This window comes from Streptomyces liangshanensis, from assembly GCF_011694815.1.
Classification (GTDB): Bacteria; Actinomycetota; Actinomycetes; order Streptomycetales; family Streptomycetaceae; genus Streptomyces; species Streptomyces liangshanensis.
The window spans coordinates 7,624,991-7,640,371 of the sequence record NZ_CP050177.1 but is presented as its reverse complement, the minus strand read 5'-3'; the positions used below and the strand labels follow the sequence as shown (position 1 = coordinate 7,640,371).

General features: G+C 73.6%; 15 protein-coding genes. 6 read left to right on the top strand and 9 right to left on the bottom strand.

What is annotated here, in order from left to right; genetic code table 11:
• Positions 1-43 precede the first annotated feature (43 nt).
• Positions 44-2,563, top strand: coding sequence for an ATP-binding SpoIIE family protein phosphatase (locus HA039_RS33160; protein ID WP_167035705.1), 2,520 nt, complete (start codon positions 44-46; stop codon positions 2,561-2,563).
• Between the two features lie 72 nt (positions 2,564-2,635).
• Here the strand turns inward: HA039_RS33160 and HA039_RS33155 are convergent, their stop codons facing one another.
• Positions 2,636-3,076 (bottom strand): ACT domain-containing protein, encoded by a 441-nt coding sequence (locus HA039_RS33155; RefSeq protein ID WP_167035703.1) that lies wholly within the window; start codon positions 3,074-3,076, stop codon positions 2,636-2,638.
• Positions 3,077-3,187: 111 nt separating this feature from the next.
• Here HA039_RS33155 and HA039_RS33150 point away from each other — a divergent pair, with 111 nt between their 5' ends.
• Positions 3,188-3,658 carry a PAS domain-containing protein gene (locus HA039_RS33150; RefSeq protein ID WP_243869941.1) on the top strand — a complete coding sequence of 157 codons (471 nt, stop codon included), beginning with the start codon at positions 3,188-3,190 and terminating at the stop codon, positions 3,656-3,658.
• A gap of 27 nt (positions 3,659-3,685) precedes the next feature.
• Here the strand turns inward: HA039_RS33150 and HA039_RS33145 are convergent, their stop codons facing one another.
• The gene (locus HA039_RS33145) at positions 3,686-4,420 is read right to left on the bottom strand and encodes a YoaK family protein (RefSeq protein WP_167035701.1); all 735 of its coding nucleotides are present in this window, start codon (positions 4,418-4,420) and stop codon (positions 3,686-3,688) included.
• A 271-nt stretch (positions 4,421-4,691) separates the two neighbouring features.
• Between HA039_RS33145 and HA039_RS33140 the strand changes: the two genes are divergently transcribed.
• Positions 4,692-6,203 carry a hypothetical protein gene (locus HA039_RS33140; protein WP_243869939.1) on the top strand — a complete coding sequence of 504 codons (1,512 nt, stop codon included), beginning with the start codon at positions 4,692-4,694 and terminating at the stop codon, positions 6,201-6,203.
• On the opposite strand, the gene HA039_RS33135 is transcribed toward HA039_RS33140, so the two are convergent.
• The 6 genes from HA039_RS33135 to HA039_RS33110 form a co-directional block, all read right to left on the bottom strand.
• Positions 6,176-7,690 carry a CoA transferase gene (locus HA039_RS33135; RefSeq protein ID WP_167035699.1) on the bottom strand — a complete coding sequence of 505 codons (1,515 nt, stop codon included), beginning with the start codon at positions 7,688-7,690 and terminating at the stop codon, positions 6,176-6,178. The genes HA039_RS33140 and HA039_RS33135 overlap by 28 nt on opposite strands.
• Before the next feature lie 141 nt (positions 7,691-7,831).
• Positions 7,832-8,980: an NAD(P)/FAD-dependent oxidoreductase gene (locus HA039_RS33130; protein ID WP_167035697.1), complete on the bottom strand. Its 1,149-nt coding sequence runs from the start codon at positions 8,978-8,980 to the stop codon at positions 7,832-7,834.
• Positions 8,981-9,204: 224 nt separating this feature from the next.
• Entirely contained in the window at positions 9,205-10,230 is a 1,026-nt protein-coding gene (locus HA039_RS33125; protein WP_167035695.1) for a CHRD domain-containing protein, read from the bottom strand.
• 278 nt (positions 10,231-10,508) lie between these two features.
• The gene (locus HA039_RS33120; protein ID WP_167035693.1) at positions 10,509-11,015 is read right to left on the bottom strand and encodes a peptidylprolyl isomerase; all 507 of its coding nucleotides are present in this window, start codon (positions 11,013-11,015) and stop codon (positions 10,509-10,511) included.
• Positions 11,016-11,095: 80 nt separating this feature from the next.
• A complete protein-coding gene (locus tag HA039_RS33115) occupies positions 11,096-11,470 on the bottom strand; it encodes a toxin Doc (protein WP_167035691.1) in 375 nt (124 codons plus the stop codon).
• Positions 11,470-11,712, bottom strand: a complete 243-nt coding sequence (locus HA039_RS33110) for a hypothetical protein (protein WP_167035689.1) — start codon at positions 11,710-11,712, stop codon at positions 11,470-11,472. The genes HA039_RS33115 and HA039_RS33110 overlap by 1 nt, the downstream gene beginning before the upstream one ends.
• 168 nt (positions 11,713-11,880) lie before the next feature.
• Here HA039_RS33110 and HA039_RS33105 point away from each other — a divergent pair, with 168 nt between their 5' ends.
• Positions 11,881-12,591 carry a DedA family protein gene (locus HA039_RS33105; RefSeq protein WP_167035687.1) on the top strand — a complete coding sequence of 237 codons (711 nt, stop codon included), beginning with the start codon at positions 11,881-11,883 and terminating at the stop codon, positions 12,589-12,591.
• Positions 12,592-12,649: 58 nt separating this feature from the next.
• On the opposite strand, the gene HA039_RS33100 is transcribed toward HA039_RS33105, so the two are convergent.
• A complete protein-coding gene (locus HA039_RS33100; protein WP_167035685.1) occupies positions 12,650-14,062 on the bottom strand; it encodes a hypothetical protein in 1,413 nt (470 codons plus the stop codon).
• A gap of 234 nt (positions 14,063-14,296) precedes the next feature.
• Here HA039_RS33100 and HA039_RS34675 point away from each other — a divergent pair, with 234 nt between their 5' ends.
• Positions 14,297-14,401, top strand: coding sequence for a putative leader peptide (locus tag HA039_RS34675; protein WP_388334372.1), 105 nt, complete (start codon positions 14,297-14,299; stop codon positions 14,399-14,401).
• 242 nt (positions 14,402-14,643) lie between these two features.
• The gene (locus tag HA039_RS33095; RefSeq protein WP_167035683.1) at positions 14,644-15,375 is read left to right on the top strand and encodes a DUF1684 domain-containing protein; all 732 of its coding nucleotides are present in this window, start codon (positions 14,644-14,646) and stop codon (positions 15,373-15,375) included.
• The last annotated feature ends 6 nt before the right edge of the window (positions 15,376-15,381 follow it).

Genomic DNA, 15,381 nt, shown 5'->3' with positions numbered 1-15,381 from the left:
AATACCGCGAAGGGGACATACGCGAGTCGATGGGATGCCGGTGATGGCGGGTTTCGACGGGGTGGCGCCCGATCGTGGGCCGCTTGCGGGCGGACCGGCGGCCGGGCCCTTCGTGGCGGTCGGCGTGATCGCCGCGGACGGGACCGTCGTCGGGTGGACGAAGGCCGCCGAGGGCCTGGTCGGGCGCCGGGCCGGCGACGTCGTGGGCCGGCCCGCCGGGCGGCTGCTGATGCCTTCCGGCGCATCGCCCGCTCCCGGGCCCTGGGCGGCTCGCGCCGCAGAGCGGGAGCCGTGGACCGGGATGGCCGAGATCCGTCACGGCGAGGGTCATGGGGTCACACTGCTGCTGCACGTGTCTCCGATGTCCACCGGGAACGGCGGGACCGACTGGTTGGTCTCGGCGGCCGAGCTGTCCGACGCCCTCTCCTCCCCCGGCCCGGCGGCCACGGCCGAGGCGGCCCTCCTCGCGCGCTCCCCTATCGGCCTGTCCTTCTGGGACCGCGCGCTGCGGTGCGTGTGGCTGAACGGCGCGGCGGAGGCGCAGGACGGAGTCCCGCGCCGGGAGCGCCTGGGACGGCGGGTGACCGAGACGCACGACACCGGCGAGACGGCGGCCGTCGAGGCGGTGATGGAGCGCGTTCTCGACACGGGCGTACCGGTGGTCGACCACGCCTCCCGGTGGATCGCCCCGGGCGGGATCCCTCAGGGGGTGTTCTCGTGCTCCTACTTCCGCCTGGACGGGGAGGACGGGCGGCCTCTGGGCGTGTGCGCCATGTCGGTTGACGTCAGCGGCAGTTGGGCGCGGGAGCGCCTCGCGGTCCTCGGCGAGGCGGGTACGCGGATCGGGACGACGCTCGACGTCATGCACACCGCCCAGGAGCTGGCCGACGTCGCGGTGCCGCTCCTCGCCGACTACGTCACCGTCGACCTGGCCGACTCGGTCCCGCTCAGCAGCGAGCCACTCGGCAGCGAGCCGCTCGGCCGGCTCGCCGCCACCGCGCAGAGCATCCCGGTCTTCCGGCGGGCGGGCGTGGCCTCCATCCACCCGGCGCTGCCCGAGTCGTTGTGGCCGGTCGGGGAAGCGGTGTTCGTCCCGCCGTCCTCGCCGTTCACCAAGGCCCTCGCGTCGCGGACGTCCCACTTCGAACCGGAGCTGGACACCTCCCCGGGCACCTGGCTCGACCACGACCCGGACCGGGCCCGGGCCATCGCGGCGACCGGCATGCACTCACTGATCGTCGTCCCGCTCCAGGCGCGCGGCACGGTGCTGGGCGTGGCCGTCTTCGTCCGTACGGAGAACCTCGCCCCGTTCACCAGGGACGATCTCCTCCTCGCCGAGGATCTCGGCGCCCGTGCCTCGCTCAGCCTGGACAACGCGCGCCGGTACACGCAGGAGCGGACCGCCGCCCTCGCCCTGCAACGCAGCCTGCTCCCCCGCTTCCTCTCGGGCGGCAGCGCCGTCGAGATCGCGTCGCGCTACCTGCCCACCGACGTGCGCGAGGGCGTCGGCGGGGACTGGTTCGACGTGATCCCCCTGCCGGGTGCCCGGGTCGCCCTGGTGGTCGGTGACGTCGTCGGGCACGGCATCGCCGCCGCCGCGACGATGGGCCAACTCCGCACGGCGGTGCGGACGCTGGCGGACATGGACCTGCCGCCCGACGAACTGCTCGCCCGGCTGGACGAGTTGATCGTCCACCTGTCCGAAGGGGACGCCGGGGACCGGGACTTCACCACCCCGGTCATGAGTGGCACGTGTGTGTACGCCGTGTACGACCCCGTCGGCCGGTGCTGCACCGTGGCGCTGGCCGGGCATCCGCCGCCCGCGATCGTGGGCCCGGACGGGCAGGTCACGTTCCCCGACCTGCCGGCGGGTACGCCGATCGGCCTCGGTCTGGCGTCCTTCGAGTCCGTCGAGCTGGAGCTCGCGCCGGGCAGTGTGATCGCCCTGTACTCCGACGGGCTGGTCGAGAGCCGCGAGGCCGACATCGACGCCGGGCTCGCCCGGCTGGGCACGGCCCTGTCCCGGACCGGGACCTCCCTGGAGGACCTCTGCGACGAGGTGGTCGCGACCATGACGGCGCGCACCGCGTGGCCCGCCGGCGCGGCTCTCGGGCGGGCGGCCACGACGGCGCCCTCGGAGGACGACGTGGCCCTCCTGCTGGCCCGTACCCGCACGCTCGACGCGGACCAGGTGGCCTCGTTCGACCTGACGCGCGACCCCGCCGCCGTCGCCGACGCGCGCTCCCGCACCACCGACCGGCTCACGTCGTGGGGCCTCGGGCACCTCGCCGAGACGGCGGAGCTGGTCGTGAGCGAGCTGGTCACCAACGCGCTGCGCTACGGCACGGGTACGGTACGGCTCCGCCTGATCCGGCACCACTCGCTGGTGTGCGAGGTCTCCGACGCCGACACCAGCGCGCCGCGTCTGCGCCGCCCGCGCGGGCTCAGCGAGTCCGGGTGGGGGCTGCTGCTCGTCTCCTCGCTGGCGGACCGCTGGGGCAGCCGCCTCACGGCCGACGGGAAGATCGTCTGGGCCGAGCTGGAGCTGCCGCCCGGTTCCTGAGACGTGGGTCGGGGATCGGCACCCGGAGGGCTGTCAGCTGTCGCGCCCCGGGCGTGCGGGCCCGGGGCGGCCCTAGAGCCGGTCCGGCCGGTCCGCGAGGCGCTCCAGCAGCCCGACGGCGTCGGCGGCCCTCTCGTACGGGACGAAGAGGTGGTCGTGGTGGAATCCCGCGACCACGTTGCAGCTGACGCCCGCCGAGGCCAGCTCCTGGGCGACCGCGGCGGTCAGGCCGACCGCCTCCAGGGCGGAGTGCACGCGCAGGGTGATCCACCCCGCGACGTAGTCGTACGGCAGTCCCGCCGCCTCCGCCTCCTCCAGGCGGGCGACCAGGGTCAGCCCCTCCGGTTCGGCGACGGTCACGACGGGTGTCACACCGAGTGGCACGCCGGGCGGTATCCCGGCCGGGCCGTCGGACGTGACGGGGTGCGCGACGGTCGTGAACACGTAGCGTCCGGGGTTCAGTTCGGGGCGCATGCCGCTCAGCAACGCGCGCAGGTCCGTCTCACCGCTCATGACCAGCAGCTTAGGCCGCGACGGACCCCGCGTCAGGGCAGGGGCCTCGCCGCGCGCATGGTCGACTGTATACACTCGCGGTCGGGATCGGCGTCCACGACCCTGACCGGAATGCTCTATCTCGGAGGCGACATGGCAGACCTGGACCCCGACGTCGTACTGGCGATGACGGAGCAGGCCCCCGACGGCATCGTGATCATCGACCGTGAGGGGCTGATCCGGTACTGGAACCGGGGCGCGGAGCGGATCTTCGGCTACACGGCGGCCGAGGTGGACGGCCGCAACCTGGACGTGATCATCCCCGAGAAGCACCGGCAGCGGCACTGGGACGGCTTTGTCGCGGCCATGGCCTCCGGGACCAGCAAGTACGGGGACGACGACCTCCTCGCCGTACCCGCGCTGACCGCGGACGGCAGCACGGTGTCGATCGAGTTCAGCGTGGTGCTGCTGACCGCTCCCGACGGGACCGCAGGCCATGTCGGCGCCGTGATCCGCGATGTGACGGCCCGTCGGGCGCAGGAGAAGGAGACACGGCGGCGGCTCCTCGCGGCCACGCCGAACACCGCTACCCCCACCTCCTGACCGCCCTTCCCCGCGCGGGTGGCGGCGTCAGTCCTCGCCGACCCACGCCTCCCTCGCGTGCGGCAGGGAGAACGCCGCAAGGAACGACAGCACCAGCAGCAGCCCGCCGATCAGCAACGGCAGCGCGTCGTCGGCGTGCAGGACGGTGGCGGCGCCGATCAGGGCGCCCAGGAACATGGACACCGCCGACAGGGAGCGCCTGCCGATCTTGCCGCCGGACCCGCCGGCCGGGCGGCTGTCCGCGGCCATCCCGGTGATCGTGAGCGTGAGGACCGTAGTGGTCAGGTCGGGGACCGCCAGCGCCCGTACGGCGGCGTTCTGCACCCCCAACGCCAGGCCGAGCAGCACGATGAGGACGTAGCGGGCGCCCCCCGAGGACGGCGAGTCCACCAACTGGGCGATGGCGTACGCGACCAGGACGAGCACCGCCTCCACGCCGAGGGCCGCGTACAGCAGCTTCCCCCGGTGCCGGCGAACCTGGTGGGCGAGGCGTCCGCCGGCCAGCGCGCCGACGACGAACGCGCCGAGCGCGGTGGCGGAGGCGGCGACGGAGAATCCGGGCGCCCCGAGGACGGCGAAGGCCATGAAGACGACGTTGCCCGTCATGTTCGCCACGAAGACGTGACCGAGGACGAGGTAACTGAACGCGTCCACCAGGCCGGTGAGCACCGTGAGGCCGATCAGCAGCGGGGGCAGGGGGCCGTGCTTCTCGTCCCGTCCCGGCACCAGGGTCGACCACACGTCCCGAAGGATGACCGACACCAGCACGCTCCCTTGTTCACGAGTGGCGGCCGGGAGGCCACCAGGGGAAGTCTGGGAAGTTCATGACGGTCTGTCCAGCGCACAAGACCCATGTGCGGGACTTCTTTGAGTAAATCGGGCGGCCTCACGGGCAGAGGGCCGACGACGGTACGGGGGCGCGGGCCGGCGGTTCGCTCGGACGGACGACGGCCGGGGTCCTTTCGGGGGCGATCATTCGAACGCCCGCAGGTGTCGCACGCCGTGGAGGGCGCTCCGGGCCCAGCGTGGCGCCATGCAGCAAGCGTCTCTCGCCACGGACCTGCCGGAGAAGGATCCTCGTGCCGACGCGGACCGGGGCGGTGGGCGTGCCGCGCGTCCGCCGCTGGCGTTCGTGGTGGTCGCGGGGGCGTTCGTGGCCGCGCAGGCGGTCCTGATGATGCCCGGCGTGGGGCTGGGGTGGGACGAGACGGTGTACGTCAGCCAGGTGAGCCCGCAGGCGCCCGCGGCGTTCTTCAGCGCGCCGCGCGCCCGTGGCATCAGCTTCCTGGTGGCGCCCGTGGCCGCGTTCACCACGTCGGTGGACGTGCTGCGCGGCTACCTCGCCCTGCTGTCCGGCGGCGCGCTGTTCCTGGGGCTCCAGGTGTGGCGGCGGCTGCTGCCGGTCCCGGTGGTCGCGCTCGCCGGGGCGCTGTTCGCGACGCTGTGGATCACGCTCTTCTACGGACCCCAGGTCATGCCCAACCTGTGGGTCGCGTTCGCGGCGCTCGGGGCGACCGGCTGCTTCCTGCGCGCCGTGCTGGACCCCGGGGACCGCGCGGCGCGGGTCGGGCTGGGCTGCGCGGTCGCGGTGGCGGCGCTGATGCGCCCCACCGACGCGTGCTGGCTGGTCGCGCCGCTCGCGGTGGCCGCGCTGTGCGTACGGTCCTGGCGCCGCCCGGCCGTCCTGGTGATCCTGGCCGCGGGCGCGGCCGCCGGGGCCTCCGCGTGGGTGGTCGAGGCGTACGTGTCGTACGGCGGGCTCGCCGCCCGGTTGCACCGTGCCGGTGAGATCCAGGGCGGCCTGGGCTGGCATCCCGCCTTCGGTCACCAACTGCGGGCGCTGGAGGGGCGGTCGCTGTGCCGGCCGTGCGACATGCGGTGGCGCGACCCGGCCACCGCGCTGTGGTGGTTCGCCCTGCCCGTTCTCGCGGCCGGCGGGGTGCGGGCGGCCGCGCGCACCCCGCTGCGGGCCGTCGTGCTCCTGCCGGCCCTCACGGGGCTGGTCCTCGCGCTGCCGTACCTGCTGACGATCGACTACGCGGCGGCGCGGTTCCTGCTGCCGACGTACGCGCTGCTCGCGCTGCCGGTCGCGTTCTGCCTCTGTCGGTTCGTCACGACGGCGCGGCCGGTGCTGCGGCCGATGGCCGTCGCGGTGATCGCCGTGGTCCTGCTGACCCACGGGGTGTCGCAGTACGTGACGGCGGACCGGCTCGTGTCGCGCAGCCGCGCCACCCGGGAGGCGCTGGCCCGGATCTCCGCCGAGCTGCACCGCCAGGGGGTCCGGCCGCCGTGCACGGTGACCGGGAACGAGTCCGTGCGGATCGGCTTCCAGGCGGGCTGCTCGTCGCGGCAGCTCGCCGGTCACGACGGCAGCATCTCGCGTGCGGGTCTGCTGGAGCTGGCCGCGCGGCAGCCGTTGGGGGTGCTGGTGGCCCCGGGCAGGCCCGTGCCCGGGTACGCGCGGGGGTGGCGGTCGGCTCCGCTGCCGGCGCTGCCGGGGCAGGCCGCGTCGCGCGTCTACCTGTCGCCGCCGGCGCGGCCCTGAGCGCTCGCGCGCCACACCGGGTCGTCCGTACCCGAGGGCCCCGGCGGCCGGGCCCAGTCCTGGGGGCCGCCGTCGAGGGTGACCGGCGGCTCGGCGTACCGGAGTCGGCCGAGCGGGCTGTCCGTCTCGGTGAGCCACTGGGAGGCGTGATCCGGGTCGTACGGGGCGGGGGGTCGGGCGTCTCGCGGCTGGGCGGCGGCCGGGGGGAGGTCGCGCGGGTCATGCGGGTCGCCGGTGTCGCGCAGATCGCCCGCGTCGCGCAGGTCGTGCAGGAGCCAGTGGGCCGTGCGGGCCAGGACCGGCCGTACGCACAACGCGCCCGCCCCGCCGAGCTGTTCGGTGAGGGCCCTGAGCACCGCGGCGGCGAGCAGGTAGCCCGTACCGTGGTCCAGCGCCTGCGCCGGGAGGGCGCCAGGCCGTTCGGCGGAGCCCTCCTCCACCGCGATCCCGGTCGCGACCTGGACGAGGCTGTCGAACCCGCGCCGGCCGGCCCACGGCCCCGTGTCGCCCCAGGCCGACAGCTGGGCGACGACCAGTCCCGGCCGGCGTTCGGCGAGGGCCTCCGGGGCGAGGCCGAAGCGGTCCAGGGCGCCCGGCCGGTAGCCGCTGACCACGACGTCGGCCATGGTCAGCAACTCCTCGAAGGCGGCGCGGTCGCGGGTGTCGGCGAGGTCGAGGCGCGTCGAGCGTTTCCCGAAGCCCGTGTCGGTGTGCTGGTCGGGCAGTTCGGGCAGGCCCGGTGGGTCCACGCGCAGGACGTCGGCGCCGAGCAGCGCGAGGGTCCTCGTGGCCACGGGTCCGGCGATGACGCGGGTCAGGTCGAGGACTCGTACGCCGGCCGCGGGCAGCAGCGGGTCGCTCCCGAGCGGCGGCAGGCGGCGGACGGACGGGGCCGGGCGTGCGGCGTCGATCGGCAGCAGGTCGAGCAGCGGGCGGGCGGCCACGGCGGCGCTCTGCGGGTGGGCGGACCACTCCCGCGCGGTGCGCAGCGCGACGGCCAGTCCCCCGGCCGCGAACACCTCGTCCTCCACCTCCCGTGAGGGCCGCTCGGCGAGGATCGCCGCCACCCGTTCGACCGAGGCGGTCCCCTCCGCGAGGCCGAGCGCGGACAGCAGGCGGGCGCGGTGGTGCGGGTAGTTGGCGTGGGTACGGACCCAGCCGTCCGCGGTACGCCAGAAGCGCGACAGCTCGGCAAAGTTGACGGGCGCCCGGCCGTCCACGCGCAGGTGCCGCTCGCTGACGAAGGCCGTGGCGACGGCGCCGTCGTCGACGCGTACGGCGGGCACGTCCCGTCCGGTACGCGCCGAGGCGAGCTCGGCCGCGGCGAGGGCGCAGACCGCCACGCAGGCGCGGGCCAGTTCCCGTACCGGAAGCCGCGCCGGCAGCGCCTGCTCCCGTGCCACGACCGAGACCCGGGAGAGGAGTCCGGGGTCGCCCCCGAGCGCGCGCCAGGCCGTCTCCGTACCGCTCACGTATGCGTCCGTCATGCGATCATCATGCGGGCCGGGCTCCACCGGGCTTCGCGCCGGGCACGGACATGGGCGCGCCGCCGCCCCGCTTCCCCTGGAGACACGGCACGAACAGCCGCGGGGACGGTGCCCCCGCGCGCACCCGCGTCCGGCCCCCGATCAGGAGTGGACGCTCTCCTCGTGCGGGAGATCCCCGTGATGGGGGCTCTTCAGGAGCCCGCGCACATGAGGCAGCATCAGGCTTTTGCTCTTCACCGTCACCGTGACCCGGCTGCCGAGCACGGCGGCGTCCCTTCCGTGGAACGGCAGGACCGTGAGACCTGCCTCAGGGCCGAACGGCACGGAGTGGATCCGGACCGGGGCGGGACGGTACGGTCGCGCCTCGCCGCCGTGCTTGGACCCGCGCGCGAAGTACTCCTGGATGTTGTGTACGGCGGCGTCTCCCTGCGCCAGGGCGGACGGGGTGACCTTGGCCTCCGCCACGTCGTTGACGTCGCCGATGGCGAAGACGTCACGCTGCCCCACCACCCTCAGGTGGTCGTCCACCTTCACGTGGCCGCTCGGGGTCAGCCAGCCGCCGAGACCGCACAGGCGAAGCCACAGCGTGTTCGGGGTGGTGCCGGTGGTCCAGAAGACGAGATCGGCCCCCACGGAGTTGCCCGCCTGGTCCTGGAGCCGACTCGGTCCGCCGCCTGCGGAAGAGACGAGGGTGTTGAGCTGGACCCGCACGTCGTGCGCCTCCAGCCAGGCCTGCGCCCGGCGCCCCGGGCGCGCGCTGTGGTGGTCGGCCAGCAGATGGGGCCCGGAGTGGGCGAGGGTGACCGTGGCCCCGGGGTTGGCCCTGCGCAGTTCGGCACTCAGCTCCACCCCGGACGGTCCGCCGCCGATGACCAACGCGCTCCTGGCCCGCACCGCGCGCTGCTGGTGGGACCGGAACGCTCTCGCCGCGTCCTCGACCGTGGTGCCTGTGAAACGCGCCGGTTCCTGGTAGTCGGCGCCCGTGGCGATGACCAGCACGTCGTAGGCGAGGACGTCGCCCGTCGCGAGGACCACCTCCCTCTCCGCCGTCCTGATGCCCACGACCTTGTCGAGCAGCACCTGCCCATGGTCGAGGAGGTGGTTGTACGGGATGAACGGAGCGTGCGTCCAGGTGGGATCCGTGCTGGCCCGGAGGGAGGCGATGCGGTGGAAGAACGCCTCCTTCAGGTCGATCAGTGTCACCTGGGCAGTCTCGTCCAGTCCGCGCGCCAGTTTGATCCCCGCGTAGCCGCCGCCGACAACAACTACCCTGCGTGCACTCGTGGTCATGCTCTTCCTCTCGTGGCGCGGGGCTCCGGTCGCCCGCTGTTGCCCCCTGACGAATTCAACGGTCCCCGGGGATCTTGAGTTCATCCTGATACTGGGGAATGCGTCGGACGCCTCGCGCATTCCCTTTGCGGCGGAGCATCCAACTGGGCTGCGGGGGGCCGGTGTTCAGGGCCGGCCCCCCGGCGCTCCGTTGTCAGACGGGTTCTATGCGGTGGTGACGCGCCTCACTTGGCGCCGAGGAACAGGTAGTCGGCCGTGTAGGGCACGGACGCCTGGGGGTGGGTGGTGGGGTCGCAGGTGCCGGTCGGGGCGACGCCTCCTCGGGTGTTCAGGCGCAACACCAGCTTCGTGGCGGAGAATTCGCCGCCGGGGGTGCCCGACTGGGTTGCCGCGAGGACCAGTTCGGGGATGTTGCCGTCACCGTTCGGGATTTTGCGGAGCACCTTGCCCGTGACGGCCGAGTGGTCGGGGGCGATCCACTGCGGCGGGCCGGTGGGGCCGGACTTCTGGAAGGAGTGGGCGATGTTGCCGTCGAGCGTCGCCTTCACGTTGTCCTGGGTGAACTTCCAGTCGCCGCCCGGCTGCTTGGTGCAGGCGTAGATCTGGGCGCCCGTGACGACGGAGTGGAGGCTGTTGCCCTGGAAGGCCTCGGGGAGGTTCATCGGCAGGGGCAGCTGGTGGACCTGGCCTCGGACGGCGCCGCCGGGGAACTCGGCGGTGTGGAGGTTGAAGTAGAACTGTCCGGGGTCGGACGTGAGGCTCTTGAGCAGCGCCGCGTCGGTGACCTTGACGGTGCCGTAGACGGAGTCGCGGCCGCCGGGCAGCTTCTCGGTGAAGAACGGGATCTTCACGTCGCCGTTGGTGCCCGCGCCGCCCTGGTGGATGTGTCCCGCCGTGGGGGTGCCGATGCCCTTCCAGGTGAAGGCGAAGGAGACCTCGTCGCCCTGGACGCGCATCAGGGCGATCGCGTGCCCGTCCTTGTCCCCGACCGCCGGGCCGCCCTGGGTGGGCACCTCGTTGGCGCCGTTGAGCACGGAGGCGAAGAAGACGGCGCCGCTCCGGTCGACGGGGTCGTACTTGCCGATCACGTCGGCCGCCGGCGCGCCCGTGTGTCCGTGCCCGCCCGGCGCGGCCGTCGAGGCCCCGGCCGTACCCGCGGCGCCGGTGTCGTCGCCCTGGCAGGCCGTGAGGAGCATCGCTCCGGCGGCGACGGCGGTGGCGGCGATCAGCTTGGCGCGGTGGTTCAACATGCGTGTCTCCCGTGGTCGGACGCCCCGGGACGTCCGGAGCGGTCACCACGGGGTACGAGGGCGGGACTCGGCCTCCTCAGCCGGTTACGGCTCCGGGACACAACGCCGACAGCACTCCGACAACCCCGACATGATCAAGACGCCGGGGAGGCGGATGGGGGCGCGGGAGCGGGTGCGGGGCGGGTGCGGGTGCCGGTGACAAAACGATCCGCCCCCGCGCCGCCGACGGTCACCGGTCGGCGGGCAGGGGCGGATCAGGGGCTGAGAGGCGGGGAGGACTACTTGCCGGCCTCGTCGACGACGCCGGACGCCGAGACGGCGATGCTGGCGCGGGTGGCTCCGGAGCGGGAACCCAGGGACTCGATCTTCTTGACCAGGTCCTCGCCCTCGACGACCTCGCCGAAGACGACGTGCTTGCCGTCCAGCCACGGCGTCTTCACCGTGGTGATGAAGAACTGCGAGCCGTTGCTGTTCGGGCCGGCGTTCGCCATGGACAGCAGGAACGGCCGGTCGTGCGTGAGGGTGAAGCCCTCGTCGGCGAACTTCTCGCCGTAGATGCTCTTGCCGCCCGTGCCGTCGCCCCGGGTGAAGTCGCCTCCCTGAAGCATGAAGTCCGGGATGACCCGGTGGAAGGGCGAGCCCGCGTAGCCGAAGCCGTGCTCGCCGGTGGCCAGCTCCCGGAAGTTCCTGGCCGTCTTCGGTACGACGTCGTCGTACAGCTTGAAGACGATCCTTCCCGCGGCCTCATCCTGGATGGTGATGTCGAAGTAAATGTTGCTAGGCATACGGACATCCTGTCACGACCGGTAGCGGGGCCTCGCACGGCGCTCGGGACGCGGCGGGGGCCGGGCCCGTACCCGCGCCGTCATATGCGCCAGAGGCGGAGCTGCTCGGCGACGTCGTAGAGGGTCACCCCGCCGGTCTGGATCTTGCGGACCAGCTCGGGCAGGGCGCCGTACGGCGGGTCGATGCCCTCGCCCGACTGGCCCATGTACTGGGCGGCGACGAGCGCCGCGAACCAGCTGTTGCGCTGGGGCAGCGACTCCAGCCGCACGATGGTGTGGAGCAGGGCGGCCGCCCGCCACGCCGCGTCGGGGTCGGAGGCGGCGAGGGTCGGCAGCTTCGTCCGGTGCCGGGCGACGGCGGCGACGAGCGCGGAGTAGTCGGCTATCGACACGTCCTCGGGGACCGCCCCCTCCTGGACGTCGAGCAGCCAGGGCACATCCACGTACAGGAGCATCAGGCGGCACTTGCCCCGTATCCGGGGCGCTGCTCGGCGGGGATCTCCTCGGGGAAGGCCTCGTCGAACTGGCCGCGCAGCTTGTCGCCCCAGTCGAGCGCGCCGGTGACGAACGTCCTGCGCTGGTGCTCGCGGACGCCGAGGTCGTGCAGGTACTGCTTCAGGCTCTTGCCCTCGGCTGCCGCGGCGACCCGGACATGTTCGAGTTCCTCGTCGGTGAAGGACACGTTCAGAGAAGGCATGGGTTCACGGTACCTGATTGGTACCGCGCGGGAAGGGGGCGTGCGGGGACTGTCCGCCGCGATGGGGCGGGGTGCGGTGGCGCGCGGGTGCGCCGCGGTGGGGCTCGGGTGGGGTGGCGCGCGGGTGGGGTGCGGTGGGTTCGTGGGGCGGAAGAGCAAGATGGGTTCATGGCTTCACCTTCCCTGCCCGGCCCGCTCGCGTATCTGGCCCCGCTGCTCGACCACTACGGCTATCTGGCGGTCGGCCTGCTGATCCTCGTCGAGGACTTCGGCGTCCCGGCGCCCGGCGAGACGATCCTGATCGCGGCGGCGGTCTACGCGGGGGCGGGGCAGCTCAACATCTTCGCCATCGCGGTCATCGCCGTGGCGGCCGCGATCGTCGGGGACAACATCGGGTACGTGATCGGCCGGACCGGCGGGCGGGCGTTCGTCCACCGGTGGGGGCGGTACATCTTCCTCACCCCGGAGCGGTTCGGCCGCGCCGAGGACTTCTTCACCCGCAACGGCGGGAAGGTCGTGACGATCGCCCGCTTCGTGGAGGGGTTGCGCCAGGCCAACGGGATCATCGCCGGGACGACGGGGATGCCGTGGCTGCGGTTCCTCGCGTTCAACAGCCTGGGCGCGGTGTTGTGGGTGGGGTTGTGGGCGGGGCTGGGCTACACGGCGGGCACGAACATCGGGCCGATCTACGACGAGATCTCGCGCTACCAGACCTATGTGCTGATCGGGCTCGGGGTGTTGATCGCGGCGTTGGTGGTACGGCATGTCGTACGGCGCCGACGGCGGCGGACGGAGGAGGGGCACGACGAGGCGGAGAAGGGCGAGGAGGCCAAGGCGGCCAAGGCGGAGGACCGGGCGCAGGATCGGGCGGACGACTGAGGCGCGGGGAGGCCGGCCGGGGTACGGCGAGGTCTCGTCCCGCCGGTCCCCGCCGGGGTCAGATGCGCCGCTGGATCGCCTGAAGGGCCCCGTCCTTGCGGCCCGGCACCGCGCGGCGCAGCGCGGTGAGCGCGGGGGCGAGGGAGCGGGCGCGTACGGGGTCGTCGAGTTGCTCCCACTGGTGGTGGGCGCGGTCGACGCTCGCCTCGACGTCCTTGTCGTCCGCGGCCTCGCCGCGCGCGAGGCGGGCCTGGGCGGCCGCCATCCAGAGCTCGCAGCTGCGGGCGGCGTCCTCGGCGAGGCGGGCGAGGTCGGCCCGTACCTCCAGCCAGTGGATCGCCTGCGCCGAGCCGGGTCCGTACGTACGGAGGGCGGCGCTCTCCCAGGTGGCCGCGATCGACGCCGCCTCGGCGTGCCGGCCCTCGCGGGCGGCGGCGAGGATCGCCGGATGCGGGTCGGCCTCGCCGGCCGGGCGGTTCTCGGGCGGGACGGGCTTGGGCTCGGCCGGCCCCCAGGCCAACGGCCGGTTGCTCTTCGCCGGGGCGCGACGGACAGGCGCAGACCTGGCGGCGGGCGGGGGTGGGGCGGGGGCGGTTGAGGTGTAGCCGGCGGGCAGCGCGGGAGTGCCGGGTGCGGCGGACGCCTCGTGGCCGGCCGGCCGGGTGGCGGACCCCTGGCTTCGTGACCGGCCGGCGGACGCCGACCTGGCAGAACCGCCGGATGCCGCCGGGGCGGCCGGGACGATGGTGGCCCCTGGGTCTCCGGTCCGGTCGGTCGGCGCTGGCCGGGCGGTCCCGGCCGGGTCCGGCGGTGTGGGCACTGGTGCGGGGTCGAGTGACAGGAAGAGGGCTTCTGGGGTGGTGGAGCGGGACGTTGCCTGTTCGTGCAGGTGGGGGAGGGTGGGGCGCATGCCGCTGCGCCAGATCGCCGCGCACGCCGCGAGGTACGCCGGGGTGAGGACCTTGCGGCGGGGCGGGGCCGGGACCACGCGTCCGTACAGGCGGGTGCCGTGGCCGAGCCCGATCCCCTCGGTGGTGACCTGCCGCCAGGCCTCCGCGTCGGCCACCAGGTCGACCACCACGGTGGTGGTGCCGGGCCTGCGGAGCTTGAGTTCGCCGGTCAGCCAGTGCCAGGGAAGGCCGGTGTAGCGGAGGGTCGCCGGGGACGTACGGGCCAGGGCCAGGTGGAACAGGTTCTGCTTGTGGTCCAGTTGGAGCTGCCCCGCGATGTAGAGGAACAGCGGCCCGGCCGTGGTGGCCGCCGCGCGGATCCGGGTCAGGACGGTCTGGGGGTCCAGCGGGTCGGCCAGCTCGATCACGGTCGCCGTCGACGTGCCCGTCAGGGTGCCGGGGGCCACGGTCGCGAGCGCCGGCAGGACCGACGCCGCGTCGACCAGACGCCCCTTGCCCGCGGGCGCCGCCGCGAGCAGCACCGCCGTCCCCGCTTCTGTCCCCGCTCCGCTGATCACCACTTCAGCACCGTATCCCGACGCCGACGCGATGCCCGCTCCCACGGCGGAGGACCGCCGCCCGAGTCGGAGTCGGAGTCCGTGGCCGTGGCCGTGGTCGCGCTCGTGGACGGAGACGCGGACGTTCGTGATCGGGGTGATGTTCGTCGCGCACATCGCGGCGCGCGGGTGGCTGGAACACGTCGGGTCGACTTCTGATGAAGCATCCGGTTTGGTTTGTTTGACCCCCGGGAAAGCGTGTGCGAATCTTGCCCCGTGTTCCGCTCCCTGCACCTCGTCGGCCGAGCCCACGTGGACCTCCTCCGCGTCGCGAGCGCTCTCTGTAGCCGCTCCGCCGCCTGACCGGTCCCCCCGGGCTCCCTTCGGCCGCGCCGCCACTCCCCCGTGGCCCGCGCCGCCGCCCCGGCCGGACCCATGTCCCACGGAGTGGACACGAGCAGAGCCGCCCGCCCCTCCGTCGCACCGCACGGAACAGGGCCGTTCCGCTTCTCACCACGCCGGTTCGCACCAGGGCCCGGCCCTCCTCATCTCACCCTTCGAGACGTGTGTGCAAGCACACATCCTCGCCGTTGAATCGAGTCAGCATGTCCCTCCCGTCGAGTGCCTCGGCGCCGGCCACCGACCCCGCGTCGGACGACTGGAACGCGTGGCGCGCCGCGCGGGCCGCGTCCGTCACGGCGCCCACCGGCAACCTCGCCCTGGTCGAGACCCGGTGGCTGCCCGCGGGTACGGAGCCCGACCCCGGGGCCGAGCGGGCCGGGCTGCCCCCGCACCTCCAGGTGACGACGCTGGAACGGGCAGACATCCTCACCGGGGAGCCCGAGCAGGGCCTGCGCTTCTGGGACGCCCGCTCCCCCGCGATCGAGCACTTCTCGCACATCGACACCTACGCGTACGACCCGGCGTGGGTGACGCGGGCCACCTTCACCCCGGTCGCCGCCGACCGGCTGATCCCCTTCGAGTACATCCGGGACAACGGGGGCAGCCGGGGCATGATCGTCCCCGGTGACATCAGCCTCACGCTCGACGGCGTGGACTACACGCTGTCCGCCTTCGACGACGAGGGCACCCTGCTCCTCGTCTTCGGGGACCCGACCAACGGGGTGGAGACCTACGGCTCGGGCCGCTTCCTGTTCGTCCCGCGTGAGGACGGCGGCGAGAGCGTCACACTGGACTTCAACCGGGCCTTCGTCCCGCCGTGCGGATTCTCCGCGCAGTACAACTGTCCGCTGCCGCCCCCGCAGAACCGGTTCCACCTGCCCGTCAGGGCGGGCGAGAAGCTCCCGGTCTTCCGCGACGGCCACACGGTCGGCTGACCCGGC